This window comes from Shewanella denitrificans OS217 (assembly GCF_000013765.1).
GTDB lineage: Bacteria > Pseudomonadota > Gammaproteobacteria > Enterobacterales > Shewanellaceae > Shewanella > Shewanella denitrificans.
Map to the genome: position 1 here is coordinate 2,087,008 of NC_007954.1, position 17,517 is coordinate 2,104,524.

General features: G+C 44.2%; 15 protein-coding genes and 1 riboswitch. Of the genes, 11 read left to right on the forward strand and 4 right to left on the reverse strand.

What is annotated here, in order from left to right; translation table 11 throughout:
- Positions 1 to 103 precede the first annotated feature (103 nt).
- Complete coding sequence (locus tag SDEN_RS09195; RefSeq protein WP_011496206.1) at positions 104 to 880, forward strand: class II glutamine amidotransferase; 777 nt, start codon at positions 104 to 106, stop codon at positions 878 to 880.
- A gap of 129 nt (positions 881 to 1,009) precedes the next feature.
- Here SDEN_RS09195 and SDEN_RS09200 read toward each other — a convergent pair whose 3' ends face one another.
- The 3 genes from SDEN_RS09200 to SDEN_RS09210 form a co-directional block, all read right to left on the reverse strand.
- Entirely contained in the window at positions 1,010 to 1,885 is an 876-nt protein-coding gene (locus SDEN_RS09200; RefSeq protein ID WP_011496207.1) for a DUF3108 domain-containing protein, read from the reverse strand.
- Positions 1,886 to 1,957: 72 nt separating this feature from the next.
- On the reverse strand, positions 1,958 to 2,332 hold the full coding sequence (locus SDEN_RS09205; protein ID WP_011496208.1) for an MGMT family protein: 375 nt from the start codon (positions 2,330 to 2,332) through the stop codon (positions 1,958 to 1,960).
- Between the two features lie 139 nt (positions 2,333 to 2,471).
- The gene (locus SDEN_RS09210) at positions 2,472 to 3,179 is read right to left on the reverse strand and encodes a PAQR family membrane homeostasis protein TrhA (protein ID WP_011496209.1); all 708 of its coding nucleotides are present in this window, start codon (positions 3,177 to 3,179) and stop codon (positions 2,472 to 2,474) included.
- 388 nt (positions 3,180 to 3,567) lie between these two features.
- Between SDEN_RS09210 and SDEN_RS09215 the strand changes: the two genes are divergently transcribed.
- The 9 genes from SDEN_RS09215 to SDEN_RS09255 all read left to right on the forward strand — a co-directional run bounded on the left by SDEN_RS09215 (position 3,568) and on the right by SDEN_RS09255 (position 14,007).
- Complete coding sequence (locus SDEN_RS09215; protein ID WP_011496210.1) at positions 3,568 to 4,479, forward strand: hypothetical protein; 912 nt, start codon at positions 3,568 to 3,570, stop codon at positions 4,477 to 4,479.
- Positions 4,480 to 4,840: 361 nt separating this feature from the next.
- Positions 4,841 to 4,941: riboswitch (TPP riboswitch) on the forward strand.
- Positions 4,942 to 5,225: 284 nt separating this feature from the next.
- Positions 5,226 to 7,286 carry a phosphomethylpyrimidine synthase ThiC gene (gene thiC / locus SDEN_RS09220; RefSeq protein ID WP_011496211.1) on the forward strand — a complete coding sequence of 687 codons (2,061 nt, stop codon included), beginning with the start codon at positions 5,226 to 5,228 and terminating at the stop codon, positions 7,284 to 7,286.
- 2 nt (positions 7,287 to 7,288) lie between these two features.
- On the forward strand, positions 7,289 to 9,130 hold the full coding sequence (thiE, locus tag SDEN_RS09225; RefSeq protein ID WP_011496212.1) for a thiamine phosphate synthase: 1,842 nt from the start codon (positions 7,289 to 7,291) through the stop codon (positions 9,128 to 9,130).
- Positions 9,120 to 10,028 carry a HesA/MoeB/ThiF family protein gene (locus tag SDEN_RS09230; protein ID WP_011496213.1) on the forward strand — a complete coding sequence of 303 codons (909 nt, stop codon included), beginning with the start codon at positions 9,120 to 9,122 and terminating at the stop codon, positions 10,026 to 10,028. The genes thiE and SDEN_RS09230 overlap by 11 nt, the downstream gene beginning before the upstream one ends.
- Before the next feature lie 32 nt (positions 10,029 to 10,060).
- Complete coding sequence (gene thiS / locus SDEN_RS09235; RefSeq protein ID WP_041405743.1) at positions 10,061 to 10,264, forward strand: sulfur carrier protein ThiS; 204 nt, start codon at positions 10,061 to 10,063, stop codon at positions 10,262 to 10,264.
- 2 nt (positions 10,265 to 10,266) lie between these two features.
- Positions 10,267 to 11,067 (forward strand): thiazole synthase, encoded by an 801-nt coding sequence (locus tag SDEN_RS09240; RefSeq protein WP_011496215.1) that lies wholly within the window; start codon positions 10,267 to 10,269, stop codon positions 11,065 to 11,067.
- Positions 11,064 to 12,173, forward strand: coding sequence for a 2-iminoacetate synthase ThiH (gene thiH / locus SDEN_RS09245; protein ID WP_011496216.1), 1,110 nt, complete (start codon positions 11,064 to 11,066; stop codon positions 12,171 to 12,173). Before SDEN_RS09240 ends, thiH begins: the two co-directional genes overlap by 4 nt.
- Before the next feature lie 143 nt (positions 12,174 to 12,316).
- Positions 12,317 to 12,601: a hypothetical protein gene (locus SDEN_RS09250; RefSeq protein ID WP_011496217.1), complete on the forward strand. Its 285-nt coding sequence runs from the start codon at positions 12,317 to 12,319 to the stop codon at positions 12,599 to 12,601.
- Between the two features lie 2 nt (positions 12,602 to 12,603).
- Positions 12,604 to 14,007 (forward strand): putative metalloprotease CJM1_0395 family protein, encoded by a 1,404-nt coding sequence (locus tag SDEN_RS09255; RefSeq protein WP_011496218.1) that lies wholly within the window; start codon positions 12,604 to 12,606, stop codon positions 14,005 to 14,007.
- A gap of 104 nt (positions 14,008 to 14,111) precedes the next feature.
- On the opposite strand, the gene dacB is transcribed toward SDEN_RS09255, so the two are convergent.
- On the reverse strand, positions 14,112 to 15,794 hold the full coding sequence (gene dacB / locus SDEN_RS09260) for a D-alanyl-D-alanine carboxypeptidase/D-alanyl-D-alanine endopeptidase (RefSeq protein ID WP_011496219.1): 1,683 nt from the start codon (positions 15,792 to 15,794) through the stop codon (positions 14,112 to 14,114).
- Positions 15,795 to 16,187: 393 nt separating this feature from the next.
- On the opposite strand from dacB, the gene pssA reads away from it, so the two are divergent.
- Positions 16,188 to 17,501, forward strand: a complete 1,314-nt coding sequence (pssA, locus tag SDEN_RS09265; RefSeq protein WP_011496220.1) for a CDP-diacylglycerol--serine O-phosphatidyltransferase — start codon at positions 16,188 to 16,190, stop codon at positions 17,499 to 17,501.
- Positions 17,502 to 17,517: the final 16 nt, after the last annotated feature.

Below are 17,517 nucleotides of genomic sequence, written 5' to 3' on the forward strand. Positions count from 1 at the left end.
TAAAATTTTGTGAAAGGCAAATGTTCCACTATTTAAAGGCGCTAGGTACAATAGGCTAAGTGATTAGTTTAAGCTCGAATTCACGAGCATTAAGGCAAGATACATGTGTGAATTACTGGCGATGAGTGCCAATGTACCTACGGATATCGTATTTAGTTTTACAGGCTTAGCAGAGCGTGGTGGGGTGACAGGTCCTCATGTTGATGGTTGGGGGATCACTTTTTACGAAGGTAAAGGCAGTCGTACCTTTAAAGACGCAAGCCCAAGCAGCCAGTCACATATCGCACAGTTGATAAAATCATATCCCATTAAAAGTGAAGTAGTGGTGAGTCACATCAGGCAAGCCAATCGAGGTTGCGTCTCCCTTGAAAATACCCACCCTTTTACCCGTGAGCTATGGGGCCGCTACTGGACTTATGCTCATAATGGTCAATTATCTGATTATGAAGATAAATTTATTGTCTCTCGATTTCAAAGCGTGGGGGACACCGATAGCGAATTAGCCTTTTGTTGGATAATGGAACAAGTATTGTCTGAGTTTGGCGATAAAGCGCCGGCAGATATGAAACCCGTTTTTGTCTTTATAGCAAGTCTTGCGGATGAGATACGCGCCTTGGGGGTATTTAATATGATCTTAAGTGATGGCAATTACTTGATGTGCTATTGCACCAATAACTTAAGTTACATTACCCGCCGCGCGCCTTTTGGCGAGGCTAAGCTTATTGATACCGATGTGGTGATCGATTTCAAAAAAGAAACCACCCCTAATGATGTGGTGACTGTGATAGCAACTCGACCTTTGACAGACAATGAACAATGGCAGGTGTTAACTTCGGGTGAATGGAAGCTATTTGCCTTAGGGGAATTAGTTAACGGCTAAAGCGCCTTGTGTAAGGCGCATTGTTAATATTTCTTGAGTGTGGATCCTACGTGTTTGCTACTGAGAGTTAGGCACTGAACGACAAACTATCGCAACGGCCTAACTCTCGAAGTTGATTGCGAAAGGGACTTATTCTTCAGACTGATTTTCCGTTGGGTTGTTCATCAAGATCTCACCCTTCAATTGCTCAATTAAGACTTGCTTTGGCAATTCAAATTGATAAGTATCCAGTTGAATATCCAATTGCTTGCTGCCTTTAGAAAAATGACTCAGGCGTACCGGTAAGTAGGCAAGTTTTGGTGCCATCCAGAAAAAGGTTTGTCTTTTTGTACTGTCCCGCACCACTTCAATCTTAATGGTGTCATAGGTGCCGCTGTCTATGGTTAGCCGTTCTTCGCCTACAATTTTGAACTTATATTCATCCACTTCCTTTTCTTTAACCATTTTATAGGCATCGATAGCTGCGGCAGAATGTAAATCCAAGCGAAACTGTAGCTGTACCATTAAGGGATCGAAAATAGCGCCTTCATAGGCAAGATCGGTTTTTTCATTTTTATATATGGTAAAAATGTTGTGCTGTGATTTAAAAAAGGAGGTGTGCTCAGAATAATCGCTGCCTGTACCAGAGCGCTCATGAGTGTAACGATAAGGCTGTAAACGATTGCCATCGACCATGAATTCACTTTTTATGCGCCGCTGATCAGAAATCATTAATAAGCTGACATTACTATCAAATTCATAACGATATAAACCAGTATCATGGCGAGGCAATTCATAATTGGCCAGCCCTAACTCTATGCTGCCATAAAATACTCGGTATTGGGCCTTGTGCGGCGTGAGCGGCGTGAGTGTTGGGACGTCATCCACGACCGATGAAGAAGGAGATAATAGCTCGACTGCCAGAGTGCTTTGAGCTTGACCCTGGGCGTCGCTAGGGGTTAGTGGTGAGACTGGCGCCGCGACGGGTGCTGCAATAGTGCAATGACTTAGGGCAATAAGCGCCATCGATAAACTTGTGGCGGCAGTATGTACGAATTTTCCCAATGTTGTTCCTTATATATCAAACCAAACTAATAGTTAAAAGGGCAGAGACATCACTAAGGTTGCCATATCCGGTTGCCATTCAAACTCAGACAAGGCAATTTTGCCAGAGTTCACCGCTACACCTTCAATGCGCAAACACTCTGTTTGATGTTGGAACATTTGGCTAAATTTGTCGAATGAAATCTTTCCTTGGCTATTGATTACCCTGTGCCAAGGTAAACTTAACGTTTCAGGTGCCTCCTTTAAGGCGCGAGAGACGTAACGCGCGCGCCCTGGTAATCCTGCTAAGTCGGCAATTTTTCCATAGCAGGCGACTTTTCCTTCAGGGATCAACGCCACCACAAACCAGATCTTTTGCTTTGCTGTGAGGCTATGGGGTTGCGAACTTGGGTATAGAGACTGAGTCATGAAAACCTGAATATAGAAGCTATGCTCAAAAGATGCTTATTTGAAAACCCTAAAGTAAGCAGTTTGCGGACAGTTGTAAAGTGAAGGCTGGGAATAGGCCAGCCTGAGACAAAGGTTTATATGAGTGGTTTTATATAAGTTAAATTGCCGTTAGGTAAATACACAGGAAATGGGCCAAGGCGCCGCCGAGGACGAATAAGTGCCAGATTGCATGATTATAAGGGATGCGTTTCGTCACATAAAAAATAACCCCTAGGCTATAGAGTATGCCGCCGCCCAATAACAGCTTAAATCCCAATGGTGACATCGCACTGACTAAATCATCCATGACGGTGACACACATCCAACCCATGACTAGATATAAGATGACGCTAAAGGCCTTAAAGCGGCCAATGAACAGGGTTTTGAAAATAATGCCGCCTAATGCTATTAACCAAATAACGAGCAATACACTACCGGCTTTACTGGTATTTAATGTCAATAACATTAACGGAGTGTAAGTACCCGCAATCAAAGTATAAATAGCGCAATGATCCGCAATTTTTAACCGCTTGCGCCACAGTTCACTGCGGCTAGCATGGTACAGGGTCGATGCTAGAAACAAGAGCACTATGCTAGTGCCATACACGCCTAAACCAAACAAGTTAATATTGCCCACTTGCTGCTGATAGCCTTTAAGCAGCATAAAGTAGAGTGCAATTAGTCCCAAAAATACGCCAAGAGCATGGGTGTAGACATTCGCCGCCTCTTCCTTACGGCAATAATCAAACATTTTACTTGGTTGCGTAAATTCGATTTCAGTATGGCATTTGGGACTGGAGTTAGTTTCGGATAACTCTATAGACATGATAATGACTTGTTAGACTTGAGTGATTGGAGTCTACCAGCTCTATATCGAGAAGACTATCAATTTAGCGTACGCGTGTAAGCTGAATTGATTGGCGCTACTAACCGACATTATTCAATATCTTATACTGTTTTTATTTAATGATTTAGGTTTAACATTGTTAGAAATTGAACTTTTTCCGTTTTGACATTTCAAAGTTAATCAATAATATAAGTTTAATCTTCAAGGTGAGTTTTCCTTGTAGAACATAGCTATAAATTGCTTCAAGGTACATCTTGAAAGGTCATTAGAACATAATAAGTGTCATTCGATAGGGAAGTGGGTATAAATGAAATGTAATTTTTCGATGTCAAGGAACAAGGCATCTCTTAGGGGAAGGTATTAACCGATGTTACAGCCCCTAGATCCACATGACAGGTATATCAATGTAAGAGAACAGCCTTTTAATGTAAGAGTTGTTTTGATGCTCTCTAACCATGGTATTACTGTGCTGATAGCCGTGTTAATACATCTTAGTGTGTTTTTTATATTGCTGATGAGTTGGCAGCAAGATCCTAAAAATATCCTTTCACAACTTGCTGTAGTCAACAACGCACAACCTGCAATGAAGCTAAATGCCTACTTTATCAGTGAACGTAAACTCAATGCCCAAATGTCTAAAGAAAAAAAACAAGCCACCCCAGAGCAAGAGCCAATGGCTGTAATTATAAAGACGACACAACAGACGCTAACTGAGACCCTTGATGACGGTAACTTAAAGAATCAGCCAAAAAAAACATCAGAGCCAAAAAAACAATCAACACCCAAGCTTATTCAACAACCCAAACAGCAATACCAAAAAGCGAATAAAATAATATCATCACAGCTTGGCAGTAGTGAAAATATTAAAACAAGTGCTAAAAATAACAGTCCAAAAGTGTCAGCTAGTCAGTTACTAGAGGCAACACAGCGCTATTTACATGGGCAAGCAGATAAAAATTTTGAAGCTATGAGTCAGTCTCGCGTAAGGGAAGCCTCACATTATGGTGCCAGTCTAAGTGAAATGACCCCAGAAATGCCGCGCTATCAAGTTAAAATTATCGAAGATAAAACTCAGCCAACGACCTCAAATCACAGATTAGATCCAAATCGAAGAGTCAAAATTGGTGACACTTGCTATAAAGTGGTTAACCTCAGCACCCAAATAAATCCTCATGGTGAAGGGCTTGGCTTTGCAGAGCCTTGCGATCCTGTATCTGCTACAAAACGATCATTAGATGCTGCGATCAGCAATCGACTCTCTAAAATGAAGCTTAAATAAAACTCGAATAAGATCAGAGAGACACCTTCTTAGATAGTCACAAAGTAAAAAGTGGCAAAGGATTTTGATATTTTCAAACCAGCATCGAGTGATCCGTCTCATAATATCGTGGCCTTGTTAGACATCTTTAGCTGCTAAATTACGCTAAGTGAATAGGAATTCATATGAGGAATTTAGATTTTAATATTTTTCTGAGTTAGCATTTTGTTGTTTATTTAAATATTTACAGTTACTTATCGCATCAAATACTTTCACTTTAAACTCCAGCCTAAACTTTTATCATCATTTCTTGATATGACTTTGATTAGAATGTGCTGTTAATAAATGCTTGAATTAACATGAATATACTGCCTATACTAAAAACCTCTTGTCGGAGTGCCATTTATGGCTGAGACCGTTTATTCGGGATCCGTTGAACCTGATCAGGCTAACACCTGCGAAGGAAACAAGCATGATAATCTTGTTGTATATCAAGCTATTACTTATTATTTTAAGTGGCTTTGATTAAGCTTTTTAACTGTGCACTTAGTGTGTGATTGCCATAGAACTAAAATTTTATGTCAAGACCTGCAACCTTGATGGTGTTGCTTAATGTTTTGGCAAAATTTGGCGATTCACCCAAGTTAAAATAGCGGCATGATTATTTTAATAACTAATATCTTAAGTAACTGATATCTAAGTTATTCGCTCGTCCTCAACAATTTCTCCAGACAAGCAACACTTTTCATTTTTTAGTGAGGTTGCTTATGTCATCGCGTCGTGAAACCCGTGCTAGTGCACAAACATTTATTGAAAATCTAAAACCTTTACAACACCCCAATTCTGAGAAGGTATTCCTTAGCGGAAGCCGCCCAGATCTTAGGGTGGGCATGCGTCAAATTCATCAGACCGACACTCTGCACGCAAAAACCAATGGTGAGACGCTGCGGGAGCAAAATCCGCCTATCATGGTTTATGATTGCGCTGGTGCATATTCTGATCCCAATGCCGATATTAATGTCCATGCAGGTCTTGAAAAATTTAGGCAGTCTTGGATTGAAGAGCGTCAAGATACTGAGCTGCTTAAGGGGGTGAGCTCACAATTTACCCAGCAGCGTTTAGCAGATGATGGTCTAGATCATTTGCGTTTTGATGCACTTGTCAAACCAAGACGAGCTAAAGCCGGACGATGCGTGACCCAAATGCATTATGCAAGACGGGGGATCATTACCCCTGAGATGGAATATATTGCCATACGTGAAAACATGGCCCGTGAACATGTCCCAGAAGGGGTGTTAACCCAAAAATCTGCTGGTGAATCCTTTGGTGCTTGCATAGGAGAGCCCATCACGGCTGAATTTGTGCGCTCCGAAGTGGCTCGGGGCCGCGCTATTATCCCGCTAAACATCAATCACCCAGAAGCTGAACCTATGATCATAGGTCGCAATTTCTTAGTTAAGGTGAATGCCAATATCGGTAATTCTGCAGTGACTTCCTCCATCGAAGAAGAAGTGGAGAAGCTAGTTTGGTCTACCCGCTGGGGCGCAGATACTGTGATGGACTTGTCCACCGGGCGCTATATTCATGAAACCCGTGAATGGATCATTCGTAATTCTCCTGTACCCATAGGTACTGTGCCCATCTACCAAGCGTTAGAAAAAGTAAATGGGGTCGCCGAAGATCTTAACTGGGAAGTGTTTCGCGATACCCTAATTGAACAGGCCGAGCAAGGAGTGGATTACTTCACTATCCATGCTGGTGTGTTACTCAGGTACGTCCCCATGACAGCAAAACGCTTAACGGGCATAGTGTCTCGGGGCGGTTCTATCATGGCAAAATGGTGTCTGAGCCATCATAAAGAAAGCTTTTTATATGAGCACTTTAGAGAAATCTGTGAACTGTGCGCCGCCTATGATGTGTCGCTGTCCCTTGGTGATGGTATGCGCCCAGGCTGCATAGCTGACGCTAACGATGAAGCCCAATTTGCAGAACTTGAAACCTTAGGTGAGTTAGTGAAAATTGCCTGGGAATACGATGTGCAAACCATTATCGAAGGCCCAGGTCATGTGCCTATGCACTTGATTAAAGTGAACATGGAAAAGCAGCTTGAGCACTGTGATGAAGCGCCGTTTTATACCTTGGGCCCGCAAACCACAGATATTGCACCTGGGTATGATCATTTCACCTCAGGCATAGGTGCCGCTCAAATGGCTTGGTATGGCTGCGCCATGCTGTGCTATGTCACCCCAAAGGAGCATTTGGGGCTGCCCAATAAAGAAGATGTTAAACAAGGGCTTATCGCATACAAAATTGCTGCTCACGCCGCTGACATTGCCAAAGGCCACCCGGGGGCGCAAGTGCGTGACAATGCTTTGTCGAAAGCTAGGTTTGAGTTCCGCTGGGAGGATCAATACAACCTAGGGTTAGATCCAGATACTGCTCGTGCGTACCACGATGAATCTTTACCCCAAGAATCCGCTAAGGTGGCGCACTTTTGCTCTATGTGTGGGCCTAAGTTTTGCTCGATGAAAATCACCCAAGAAGTCAGAGAATACGCCGCCGATCAAGAAGCGAAAGCGCTGTTAGCACAAGCACCGTTAGCACAAGCTAATATTCAGGATGTTGAACTTATTAGTCCTGATGAGTATAAGGCGCGCCAAGCCACAGAAGCAGATCTTGCTAAGGCAATGGCACAAAAGTCGGCTGAGTTTAAATCCCAAGGCTCAGCCCTGTATCACAGCATTGACAGCAGCGGAATTAACGACAACAAAAATGATCAACAAGATGCAAGTGTTGTCCGAGTCCCAAGCCTCGAAATTGAGGGCTAAAAATGAATACACCTCCAACAATTGTCTGGACCATAGCGGGCTCCGATAGCGGCGGTGGGGCGGGAATACAGGCTGATTTGGCAACGGCGCAGGACTTGGGGTGTCACTGCGCTACCGTTATCACCACAGTGACGGCACAAAACTCTGTCTGCGTGAGTTTGGTTGAAGGCGTATCAGCTGCCATGTTGTTAGCTCAACTTAATAGTCTCGCCCGTGATTTACCGCCGGCAGCGATTAAAATTGGTTTATTGGCATCACAGCAGCAAGTCGATGTGGTCGCTAACTGGTTGAAGCGTTTGACTCAGCAACGCCGGTCTAAGGGTCAACTTGCGGTGATTTTAGATCCCGTGATGGTCGCCAGCAGTGGCGATAGGCTTAACCTAAATCCAAGTATAAGTCCTTCTATAAGCTCTGGTATGAGCTCTAGTATGAGTTCAGGTACTGGCTCTGGTTTTAACTCAGGTTCAGGCTTAGATTTTAGCGCCTTTATTGGGGTCGTTAGTTTAATCACTCCCAATCAACAGGAACTGCAGTATCTAGTGTCAGGCCTGCAACTCAGCAAGACTGATAATAGCCATAATCGTCACAGTCAAGGGATCGGCACTTCAATCGAGAGTCAGGCAGATTTTATTGCTAAAACAGAAATGCTGGCTAACGCCTTTGGCTGTCATGTCTTAGCTAAAGGCGGGGATGGCAAGCACTGGCAAGGCGATGCAGCCATAGATTGTTATGTGTGTCATCACGTTGAAGGCGCGAGCCTTCATCATGATAACGCCACTTATTTACTATCAAGCTGCAGAGTGAATACGGGCAACAATCACGGCACGGGTTGCACACTATCAATGGCCATCGCAAGTTTTATGGCACAGGACTTTGTACTCCATGATGCCATAGTGCTCGCTAAAGCCTATGTGACTCAAGGTTTGATCGAAAGCTATCAGCCAGGTTCAGGCCCTGGCACACTGGCAAGAACAGGCTGGCCTGATGACTTGGCTTTATTTCCTCAGATCTGGCCCGTGAATGACGCTGACATTAACGGTTCAATGAAGGCCAATTCTGACTCAATTGAACCTCCGCTGCCAAATTTAGGACAATGTATAAGCTTACATTCAAAGGGATTTAAGCCAATAGAAAAAGATCTTGGGATCTACCCTGTGGTCGATAGCTTAGCACTACTTAAGACTCTGCTTAAGGCCGGTTGCCGCACCATTCAGCTCAGGCTCAAAATTGATAGCAAAGAAGCATTTGGGCTAAAAAAGCAGCAGTTAGAACAGAAAATTATCGATGCCATCGAGCTTGGACGAACCTTTAATGCGCAGGTGTTTATTAATGATCACTGGCAGTTGGCACTGAGGCACAAAGCTTTTGGGCTGCACTTAGGGCAAGAAGACTTGTTCGAGGTGGACCTTAAGGCAATCAAAGCTGCAGGCATGGCCCTTGGGCTATCGAGTCACAGTTATTTTGAAATCCTGCTTTCCCACCAACTTAGGCCTTCATATATCGCCCTTGGGCATATTTTTCCTACACCTACCAAAACCATGGCATCTAAACCTCAGGGACTTAAGAAGCTTAAGCATTATGCAAAGCTATTAAATAAGCATTACCCCACAGTGGCCATTGGCGGTATAGATGAGACACGTCTAAAGGAGATAAAAGCCACTGGCGTGGCGAATGTCGCAGTAGTGCGGGCATTGACTAATGCAACAGATCCTACGCTTGCTTTTGATAATCTAACTCGCCTCTGGAATGGCAATAAGGCCGAGCAATATAACGCTAAGCTTGAACTTGAGCATAAAAAGGGGCACATGCAGGCTTCAGTGACTGAGGTGAGTTATGCACCCTAAGAGTAAAACAGCGACTAGAGAGTTAACTGATCGTCAATTCATTCGTTATAGCAGACAAATCATGCTGTCAGAGGTGGATGAGGCGGGGCAAATTAACTTGCTTAATGCCAAGGTGTTTGTTGTCGGTATGGGAGGACTAGGACAGCAATTAGTGCAGTTGTTGGCTGCAGCTGGCGTCGGTACTGTGCTATTTATGGATTTTGATAAGGTTGAGCTTTCCAATTTGCCGCGCCAGTTACTCTATGATGCTCATGACATTGGTAAGTATAAGGTTAACGCAGCACTGAGTAAGCTTGAAACTGCCTATCCTGATAGTCATTTTATTGCCGTTAATGATTATTTTGATGAGTGCTTTTTCAATACGGGCCATGGGGGCAATAAGCTTGAAGTGTTATTGGGCGCAATGCCAGATCTTGTGTTTGATTGCACTGACAACTTCATCGCACGTCATAAGATCAATGACCTGTGTGTTCATCATTCTTTAGTGCTGATAAGCGCCGCTGTAGCCAATTTTAATGGTCAACTTTTTTCCTATATCCCTAAACCCAACATCCCTAAAAAGAGTTCGTCGAACCCTAGCGTTAACAAGAGTGCCGCTAATTTCAGAGATACCGAGAACAGTGCTCCAGCTTGTTATCACTGCCTGTATCCAAGGGACACCCAAATAGAACAGTCTTGCAGTCACACAGGGGTGTTAGGTCCTGCTGTGGCAACGCTTGCCGCCATGCAGGCCATGATGGGGCTCAATGTCTTGCTTTCTAATAGTCCTCAAGGCGGAGTATTGCATAAATTTGATGCCAAAAAGCTCAGTTGGAGCCGCTATGGTTTGAGCCAAGACCCTAGTTGTCCAGTTTGTGCCAGCCGCATTGACGATAACAGAGCAAGCCTTGCTGTTTAAAGAAACCAGTACATGACATGAATGAGAAAAATATGATTTCAATACAAGTTAATGGTGAATTTATTCAAGTGAATGAAAGCACCAGCCTGGCTCAATTAGTTAGCAGGCAAGCGCTTAATGCCAAAGGGATTGCCTTGGTGATCAATGCCGAAGTCGTGCCTCGCAGTCGCTGGCAACACACAGTGTGTCAGGATCAAGATAAAGTTGAGTTTTTTTCTGCTGTTGCAGGAGGTTAACCATGTTCACACTCGCAGACCACACATTTTCATCACGACTTCTCACGGGCACAGGAAAATTCACTAATTCTCACACTATGCTTGCGAGCATAGTTGCCAGTGAAAGCCAAATAGTGACCTTGGCGATGAAACGCATCGATTTGAAACTGGGTCAGGATGATATTTTAACGCCTCTATTAGCCCAAGGCTTGACCTTATTACCTAATACCTCTGGTGCTAGAAATGCCAAAGAAGCGATTTTTGCCGCAGAGCTTGCTCGGGATTTACTCGATACACATTGGCTTAAACTTGAGATCCACCCAGATCCTAAGTATTTGATGCCAGACCCCATTGAAACTCTGCTGGCTGCAGAAAAGTTATGCCAAATGGGCTTTAAGGTATTGCCTTATGTACATGCAGACCCTGTGCTTTGCCGTCGCCTTGAAGAGGTGGGCTGCGCAGCTGTGATGCCCTTAGCCAGCCCCATCGGCAGTAATCAAGGCCTTGCAACTGAAGCCTTTCTAAAAATCATCATAGAGCAAGCCAAAGTACCAGTGATTGTGGATGCTGGACTGGGCGCGCCATCACAGGCTTGTCGTGCCATGGAGATGGGTGCAGATGCGGTATTGGTCAACACGGCTATTGCTAGCAGTCGCTCGCCCATCATAATGGCAAAATGCTTTGCCGATGCCGTCAAAGCGGGGCGTGAAGCTTATCTTGCTGGTTTAGGTCAAGTACAACCCCATGCCAGTCACACCAGTCCTTTAACGGGTTTTTTACAGCAAATGCCGGCTGAGAACACCAATACAGTGGAGCCGCTATGAGTTTCACTGATGTTTTCTCAGCAATTTCACAAGATGATTTGTTGTTGCAGCTTTACAGTAAAAATACTGCCGATGTAGAACGGGCGTTAATCGCCCCACAAGGCAAGCTTGAAAGCCTAATGACACTATTGTCACCTGCAGCAGAGCCATTTATCGAAACGATGGCTACAGAGTCGGTGAGGTTAACTCGGCAGCGTTTTGGCAATAACTTAGGCCTCTACTTGCCACTGTATTTGTCAAATTTGTGCGCCAATGAGTGTGATTACTGCGGCTTTACCATGAGCAATAAAATAAAGCGCAAAACATTAAACGAGTCTGAGTTACTGGCAGAAATAAGCATTATCAAGGCCAGAGGATTCGATTCTATCTTGCTGGTTTCCGGTGAACATGAAAGCAAAGTGGGTATGGGTTATTTTTCTTGGGCGATCCCTATAGTTAAGGCCCATTTTAGCTATGTAGCCATAGAAGTGCAGCCATTAAGTGAAGCTGATTATAGTCATCTGAAAGAGTTGGGTGTCGATGCCGTGATGGTCTATCAGGAAACGTATCGGCCAGTAACTTACGCTAAGCATCATACCCGAGGTCAGAAGAAGGATTTTCATCATAGGCTAACAACCCCTGACAGAGCCGCAAAAGCGGGTATCGATAAAGTGGGCCTAGGCGTATTATTGGGTTTAGATGATTGGCGATTAGATGCCTTGTTAATGGGGCATCATATTGATTATTTGGAAAAAAATTATTGGCGAAGCCGTTACAGTATTTCTTTACCTAGGCTGCGCCCTTGCACTGGAGGCGTTAATCCTAAAGTACCGCTGACTGATCTTGGTTTAGTGCAATTGATTTGTGCCTTTAGATTGTTTAATCCTCAGCTGGAAATTAGCTTGTCTACCCGTGAAACCCCCAGCTTACGGGACAGTTTATTGCCCCTTGGGGTGACACATTTAAGTGCGGGGAGCTCGACACAACCAGGGGGGTATCAAGCACCTCAAACTCAGCTGGATCAATTTGAAATTAGCGATGGCCGTCCCGTGGATGCCGTTGTTGCACAAATACAACAACAGGGATTGAACCCAGTGTGGAAAGACTGGGAGGCGGGTTGGCATTAATGGCCACGACATCAGGCAAACTCTGAGCTTGACGGCAGATATTAATGATTTACTGCTGTACATTATGGCCAGCTTGATTAATAATTAATCTAGTTCCGTTTCGGTGCAGCACGCTTGTACCTATTAACCCAAGGGGTTTATCTATGCAAATCCAATCCGCTCATGCATCAGGCTTACAAGGCTTAAGTAGCGCACAATCTGGTTTGGCACAAGCCACTACCGCCGTCGCCGCACCTGAGCAACCTAAGCCTGCACAGGCTCAAGCCACTCAAGATACAGTGACCTTAAGCGCAAATGCCACGGCTCAGACAGATAAAACTTCAGCGTTAGTGTCTGCAGTTCAATCTGAGCAACAAGGCGAAGCGTCGGTAAAGGTTATTGAAGCGGCGAATGAAACAATAGGCAGCTTGATTGATATTGAAGTCTAATTATGGAAATGACGTCAGCGACAGCTATGATGACGTCTTTTTCTCCAAAGACGTCGCAGGCTAACAATACCAGCTCGGGGCTTACGGCCTCAAGTCGCCCTAGTGCTGTCAATAGAGCTTCGGTTAGTAGCCAAACTGTGTCAGCGACTCCTGCCCCACAAATTTCATCAGCATCTTCTGCTACTCCGATATCTGTTTCATCCTCATCGACAGTGATTCAGGTTTCTACCCCGATATCTCCCAAGGTAGCGCAAGCTCCATCCTTGCCTAACCCAGCATCGGTTGAAAGTCCGCAATTCAGTTTGAAACAAGGCGCGATGAGTGTTCAAGGCCTTCTTGGCCATGAAAGTTTCAGCAGTAATAAGCTAGAGACGGTATCGTCAGGGACCAACTCTATTGCTAGCGTTTCCAGCACACCAATCTCGAATACGGTAACGGCTTCGATAGCTGATGCGCCTAGTACGAATTCGCAAACGAGTACGGCAATCAATACTCAAGCAAGTGCAGCGCAGCCAGAACAAGGTAATGTTAGCGATACCATTAAACCCTCGGTTGCGGAAAACTTTGCCAGTATTTTTGGTGATGACGCGTCAGAGCAACGGACTGCGACAGAGGAAAGTACTGATGAGGGGGAAGTGCAGGTTCAAGAAAGCGGGCAATCTCAAGTAGACGCCTCTACCACTGATGAGTCCAATGCAAAGCAAGCACAAACTGAACAAGACATCGCTAAACAGCAACGTCAAGATGCCATCAGACAACAAGAGCAACAGAGCGCACAAAAAGCCGAACTAGCTCAAGCGGCTCAGATCAATCAGCTAAGTAAGCGTGATGCAGAAGTGAAAAGCCATGAGCAGGCACATGCCTCAGTTGGTGGCGCCCATGCCCAAAGCCCCAGTTTTACCTATGAAAAAGGCCCCGATGGTCGACGTTATGCAGTCGATGGAGAGGTACAAATCGATGTGTCGGTGGTGAATGGCGATGCCCAAGCCACACTGAATAAAATGATGAAAGTGTATGCAGCCGCAATGGCACCGGTACAGCCTTCCATGGCCGACATTCGTGTGGCGGCCGAAGCATTACAAAAAATGAATGAAGCCCGAGAAGCGCTATCTATCGAGCGTCAGCAAGGGGTGGTACAACTGGATGATGCCGATCATATTATTGGTCTAGGTGCTAAAATCAAAAACGCTCAGGATGACAATCAAGTGTCACAACTTGAGCCTTTTAAGCGTAGTGCAAACGAAGCTAACATCAGTGTCGATGGCATTGAGAAAATTTCAGACACATCAACTGGCAGCGTCACAAACGCCAATGTTCAATCGAATGCAACGTTAGCCTATCAAGCTTTTAATGCAGGTGTTACCCGCCAAGGGCAACAAGCGAGCAATATTAACGCTTATGTTTAAGCCTTGTGTTTGCATAAGTGTGCTTTCTGATGTATCTATTGATAGCTTCTCAATCGTTAAATAATCAAACGTTTATCTAATTTGACCACTCCCTCCTCAATGACTTAATCTGCTTGTAGTTCCTCATTTGTCTCATAGATTGCCATTATCGCTGTAAGCAGTTCACTGCTCACTTGATGCTGAGCTTGTTGGTGGGGATTGATGCCATTTTCTAAGATCACAAAGTACAAGTCGCCTTGACTTGTCTGCATGCGGCCAGCAAAATTTGCGACACCTAGCATAGTGCCAGTCTTTGCCTTAACTTTTGCTCGTAATTTCGTTTGAAAACCACGTTTGTAGGCTAAGGTGCCACTGACACCCGCCTCAGGTAATGCCGAGTCTAGGGACGTAAATCGCTCGTCAGAGTAAATTAATTTAATCAGCGACATTAGCTGGGCTGCAGAAATGGCGTTATAGCGGGAAAGTCCAGAGCCATCCACTAGGTTAGCGGAATCAAGCTTTATTCCCATTTCATTAAGCCTTGCCAATTGTGCCTTGGACGCATGTGTAAAATTATCTGAAACCTGAGGGTGAGTAGTCTGATAAAAGGAACGCCCTATGGTTTTAAATACACGATCGGCAATCAGATTGTTGGAATCCTTTAACATAGTATCTAGCATAGCCATTAGCGATTCTGAACTGTGACTGGCTATAAGGCGTAATTCTTCATCATCAGAGACAAGAGAGGGCTCATCTTTTGAGGATGACGCCTCATTGAATTGTGCGCTTAATGCAGAGTCATCATCAGTGAGCAAGTTAATGGCATGTTTGAGCACTATTTGGTGTTGCTTAAAAAGTGCCTCAAGTTTAGCTAACATATAGGGTTCAACATCATTGACGGCGATAGCAAGATTAATACCACCATCGCTGGGATAGCAGCCACTCAATTTGTATTGATTATTATCGAAACGCGCTAAGGATAATTGACACAGGTCGCGGCTTTGCTTGTTACTGCTTGTTGGGATGAAACGTGCTTGATTGAAAACCTTAATGGGTGAAGATGTACTGATTGAGAGTCGAGTTTCACCTTTAATGCCGTTTTGACTCGGAATAAGCTTTGCCAAGATGCAGTTCCCATCAAGAATAAGCCGTGATACTGGCGCTGCGTAGCAAATACCTAAATCATCCCACACCCAACCTGGTGCTCTGACTTGCTCATTAGCTGTAGTGAGCAGCTGTACCTGGCCATTTATCTTCTCTATGCCTGCATATTTAAATTGCGCAATGAGTCGAGATAAGTCTTGGGTGGTTAACTTAGGATCGCCAGATAAATTAATCCAAACATCGCCTTCTAATGCCTTGTTAATGATAGGCCCTTTGATAAAAACTTGGCTTCGGTAGCGGTAGTCATGGCCAAGCTCTGCAATGGCGGTTACCGCGGTAAAAAGCTTCATCACACTGGCAGGTTGCATTAATTTTTGAGTATTTAACTCAAATAAACTTCGTTGCTGCTGAGGATCCCATATAGCAATAGCAAGCTGAGAGTAGGGCGAGACTAAAGACTGTACGGCTTTTGCTATCTTTTTATTCAGCTTATTTATTTCAGTGGGTGCCATTACTTGCTGGGATTGCGTTACATTGGCTGTGGTTGTTGACGCAATTTTGGTATCACCACTATCGAGGTGACTGTTAGCAGAAAAAGCTTGAAATGTGCTCAAGGTCATCATAATGACGCAAAATTTGAGGGTTGAAATAATCGGCATTGAGAGAGAGCCGAAATAAAACTTCATTGTTGATAATGAACTCATGGCTTTTACTAAGAGAATGAATAAGTCCAGACTAAATTACGCTATTTCAGATTTAAAAGCATGAACTGATAACCAAACATAAGCCTTAATAGGACAATTAAGTCAGCGAAATCATTTCATTCGGTGTTTTTTTCAGCTATTACCTCAGTTAAACCGCCTCAAATGCTGAATTAATGATAAAACATCATTCCAAATCGACAGCAATGTGAGAAAATCAATGCAATTGCTAAACTTGGGCGAATGCGCAGTAAAGATTACTGGAAGCATAGAATACCTATGATGACAAAGCTGCATGTTTTAAATAATAACAACTCTATCCATGGCAGTTAGTTTTAGATGGCTTGGACTTCAAGCATATTACCCAAATGGGCCAACAAATTTTAGGAGGATGCCTTGCTCGATAAGCTAGGTGGTATTGCACTCAATGCCGATGCGCTGACTTGGTTACTTAATCCTGTGCGCTTTAAAGAAGAACTCCTTAGTCGGATCCGCAATGCAGCCCACAGTATCTACATCACTGCCTTGTATTTAGAAGATGACGAAGCTGGACGAGAAATCTTGCAGGCCTTATTGGACGCTAAAGCGGCGAGGCCTGAGTTAGATATCAAGCTGCTGGTGGATTATCACAGGGCTCGCCGTGGACTCATAGGCAAAAAAGATGATGGCGGTAACGACAGGATGTACCGCCGAGCCATGGAACAAGCTCAAATCGCCATTGAGATCTTAGGTGTACCCGTTAAGTCCCGTGAATTTATGGGGGTATTGCACCTTAAAGGGTTTATCTTCGATGACGCAGTGATTTTTAGTGGCGCCAGCATCAATAATATTTATTTGCAGCAGCAAGACAAATATCGATTTGACCGTTACCATCTCATTGAATCAGTTGAGCTTGCCCGCAGTATGCGTGAATACATAAAGCAACATTTAGTGGCGGATCCCGCTGTGTGCTCACTCACGCAGCTAGCAGAGTGCGATGTAAACCCTGAAAAGAGCGATATACGCAGTTTTAAGCATAGACTGAGTCAGGCACAATATGAATTTACCTCGACTCGCATTGGTAACAGGGTTACGCCTATAGTCGGTCTTGGCCGCAAGAAAAATCTTCTCAATCAGACCGTACTTAAGCTGGTGGATTCCTCTCAAAAATCATTGTTTATCTGTACTCCCTATTTCAATCCGCCTAATCCTTTGACACGCGCATTGGCTAAGCATTTACGCAACGGCAAGAAAATCGATATTGTAGTGGGTGATAAAAAAGCCAATGACTTTTATATTCCCCCAGAGCAAGATTTTTCTACCATTGGCGCCTTGCCTTACATGTATGAGCAATCATTGAGAGCCTTTGCTAAACGTCAGCAATGGGCCATAGATAGTGGCCAACTGAATATCTATTTATGGCAACATGACAGAAACAGCTATCACTTAAAAGGCATAAGCGCTGACAACAAGTGTCACTTAATCACAGGTTCTAATTTAAATCCAAGAGCGTGGGCGCTGGATTTAGAAAACGGTTTGTTATTGCAAGATGAGTCAGGTGCTTGGCAAGAAAAATTCCAGCAGGAGCAAGCCCATATTTTACAGCACACTGAGCGCTTGTATCACTATAGCCAAATAGAGACCTTACAAAAATATCCAGCACCTGTGAAAAAGGTCATGACACGCATTCGTCGTTTAAAGGCCGATTTCCTGTTAAGGCGTATACTCTAGTGGCTGAAGTCTTTGA

Excerpts from the sequence above, each read along its gene's own strand:
- SDEN_RS09195 (WP_011496206.1), top strand. The coding sequence starts at position 104 with ATGTGTGAATTACTGGCGATGAGTGCCAATGTACCTACGGATATCGTA.
- SDEN_RS09200 (WP_011496207.1), bottom strand. The coding sequence starts at position 1,885 with ATGGCGCTTATTGCCCTAAGTCATTGCACTATTGCAGCACCCGTCGCG.
- SDEN_RS09205 (WP_011496208.1), bottom strand. The coding sequence starts at position 2,332 with ATGACTCAGTCTCTATACCCAAGTTCGCAACCCCATAGCCTCACAGCA.
- SDEN_RS09210 (WP_011496209.1), bottom strand. The coding sequence starts at position 3,179 with ATGTCTATAGAGTTATCCGAAACTAACTCCAGTCCCAAATGCCATACT.
- SDEN_RS09215 (WP_011496210.1), top strand. The coding sequence starts at position 3,568 with ATGTTACAGCCCCTAGATCCACATGACAGGTATATCAATGTAAGAGAA.
- thiC (WP_011496211.1), top strand. The coding sequence starts at position 5,226 with ATGTCATCGCGTCGTGAAACCCGTGCTAGTGCACAAACATTTATTGAA.
- thiE (WP_011496212.1), top strand. The coding sequence starts at position 7,289 with ATGAATACACCTCCAACAATTGTCTGGACCATAGCGGGCTCCGATAGC.
- SDEN_RS09230 (WP_011496213.1), top strand. The coding sequence starts at position 9,120 with ATGCACCCTAAGAGTAAAACAGCGACTAGAGAGTTAACTGATCGTCAA.
- thiS (WP_041405743.1), top strand. The coding sequence starts at position 10,061 with ATGATTTCAATACAAGTTAATGGTGAATTTATTCAAGTGAATGAAAGC.
- SDEN_RS09240 (WP_011496215.1), top strand. The coding sequence starts at position 10,267 with ATGTTCACACTCGCAGACCACACATTTTCATCACGACTTCTCACGGGC.
- thiH (WP_011496216.1), top strand. The coding sequence starts at position 11,064 with ATGAGTTTCACTGATGTTTTCTCAGCAATTTCACAAGATGATTTGTTG.
- SDEN_RS09250 (WP_011496217.1), top strand. The coding sequence starts at position 12,317 with ATGCAAATCCAATCCGCTCATGCATCAGGCTTACAAGGCTTAAGTAGC.
- SDEN_RS09255 (WP_011496218.1), top strand. The coding sequence starts at position 12,604 with ATGGAAATGACGTCAGCGACAGCTATGATGACGTCTTTTTCTCCAAAG.
- dacB (WP_011496219.1), bottom strand. The coding sequence starts at position 15,794 with ATGAGTTCATTATCAACAATGAAGTTTTATTTCGGCTCTCTCTCAATG.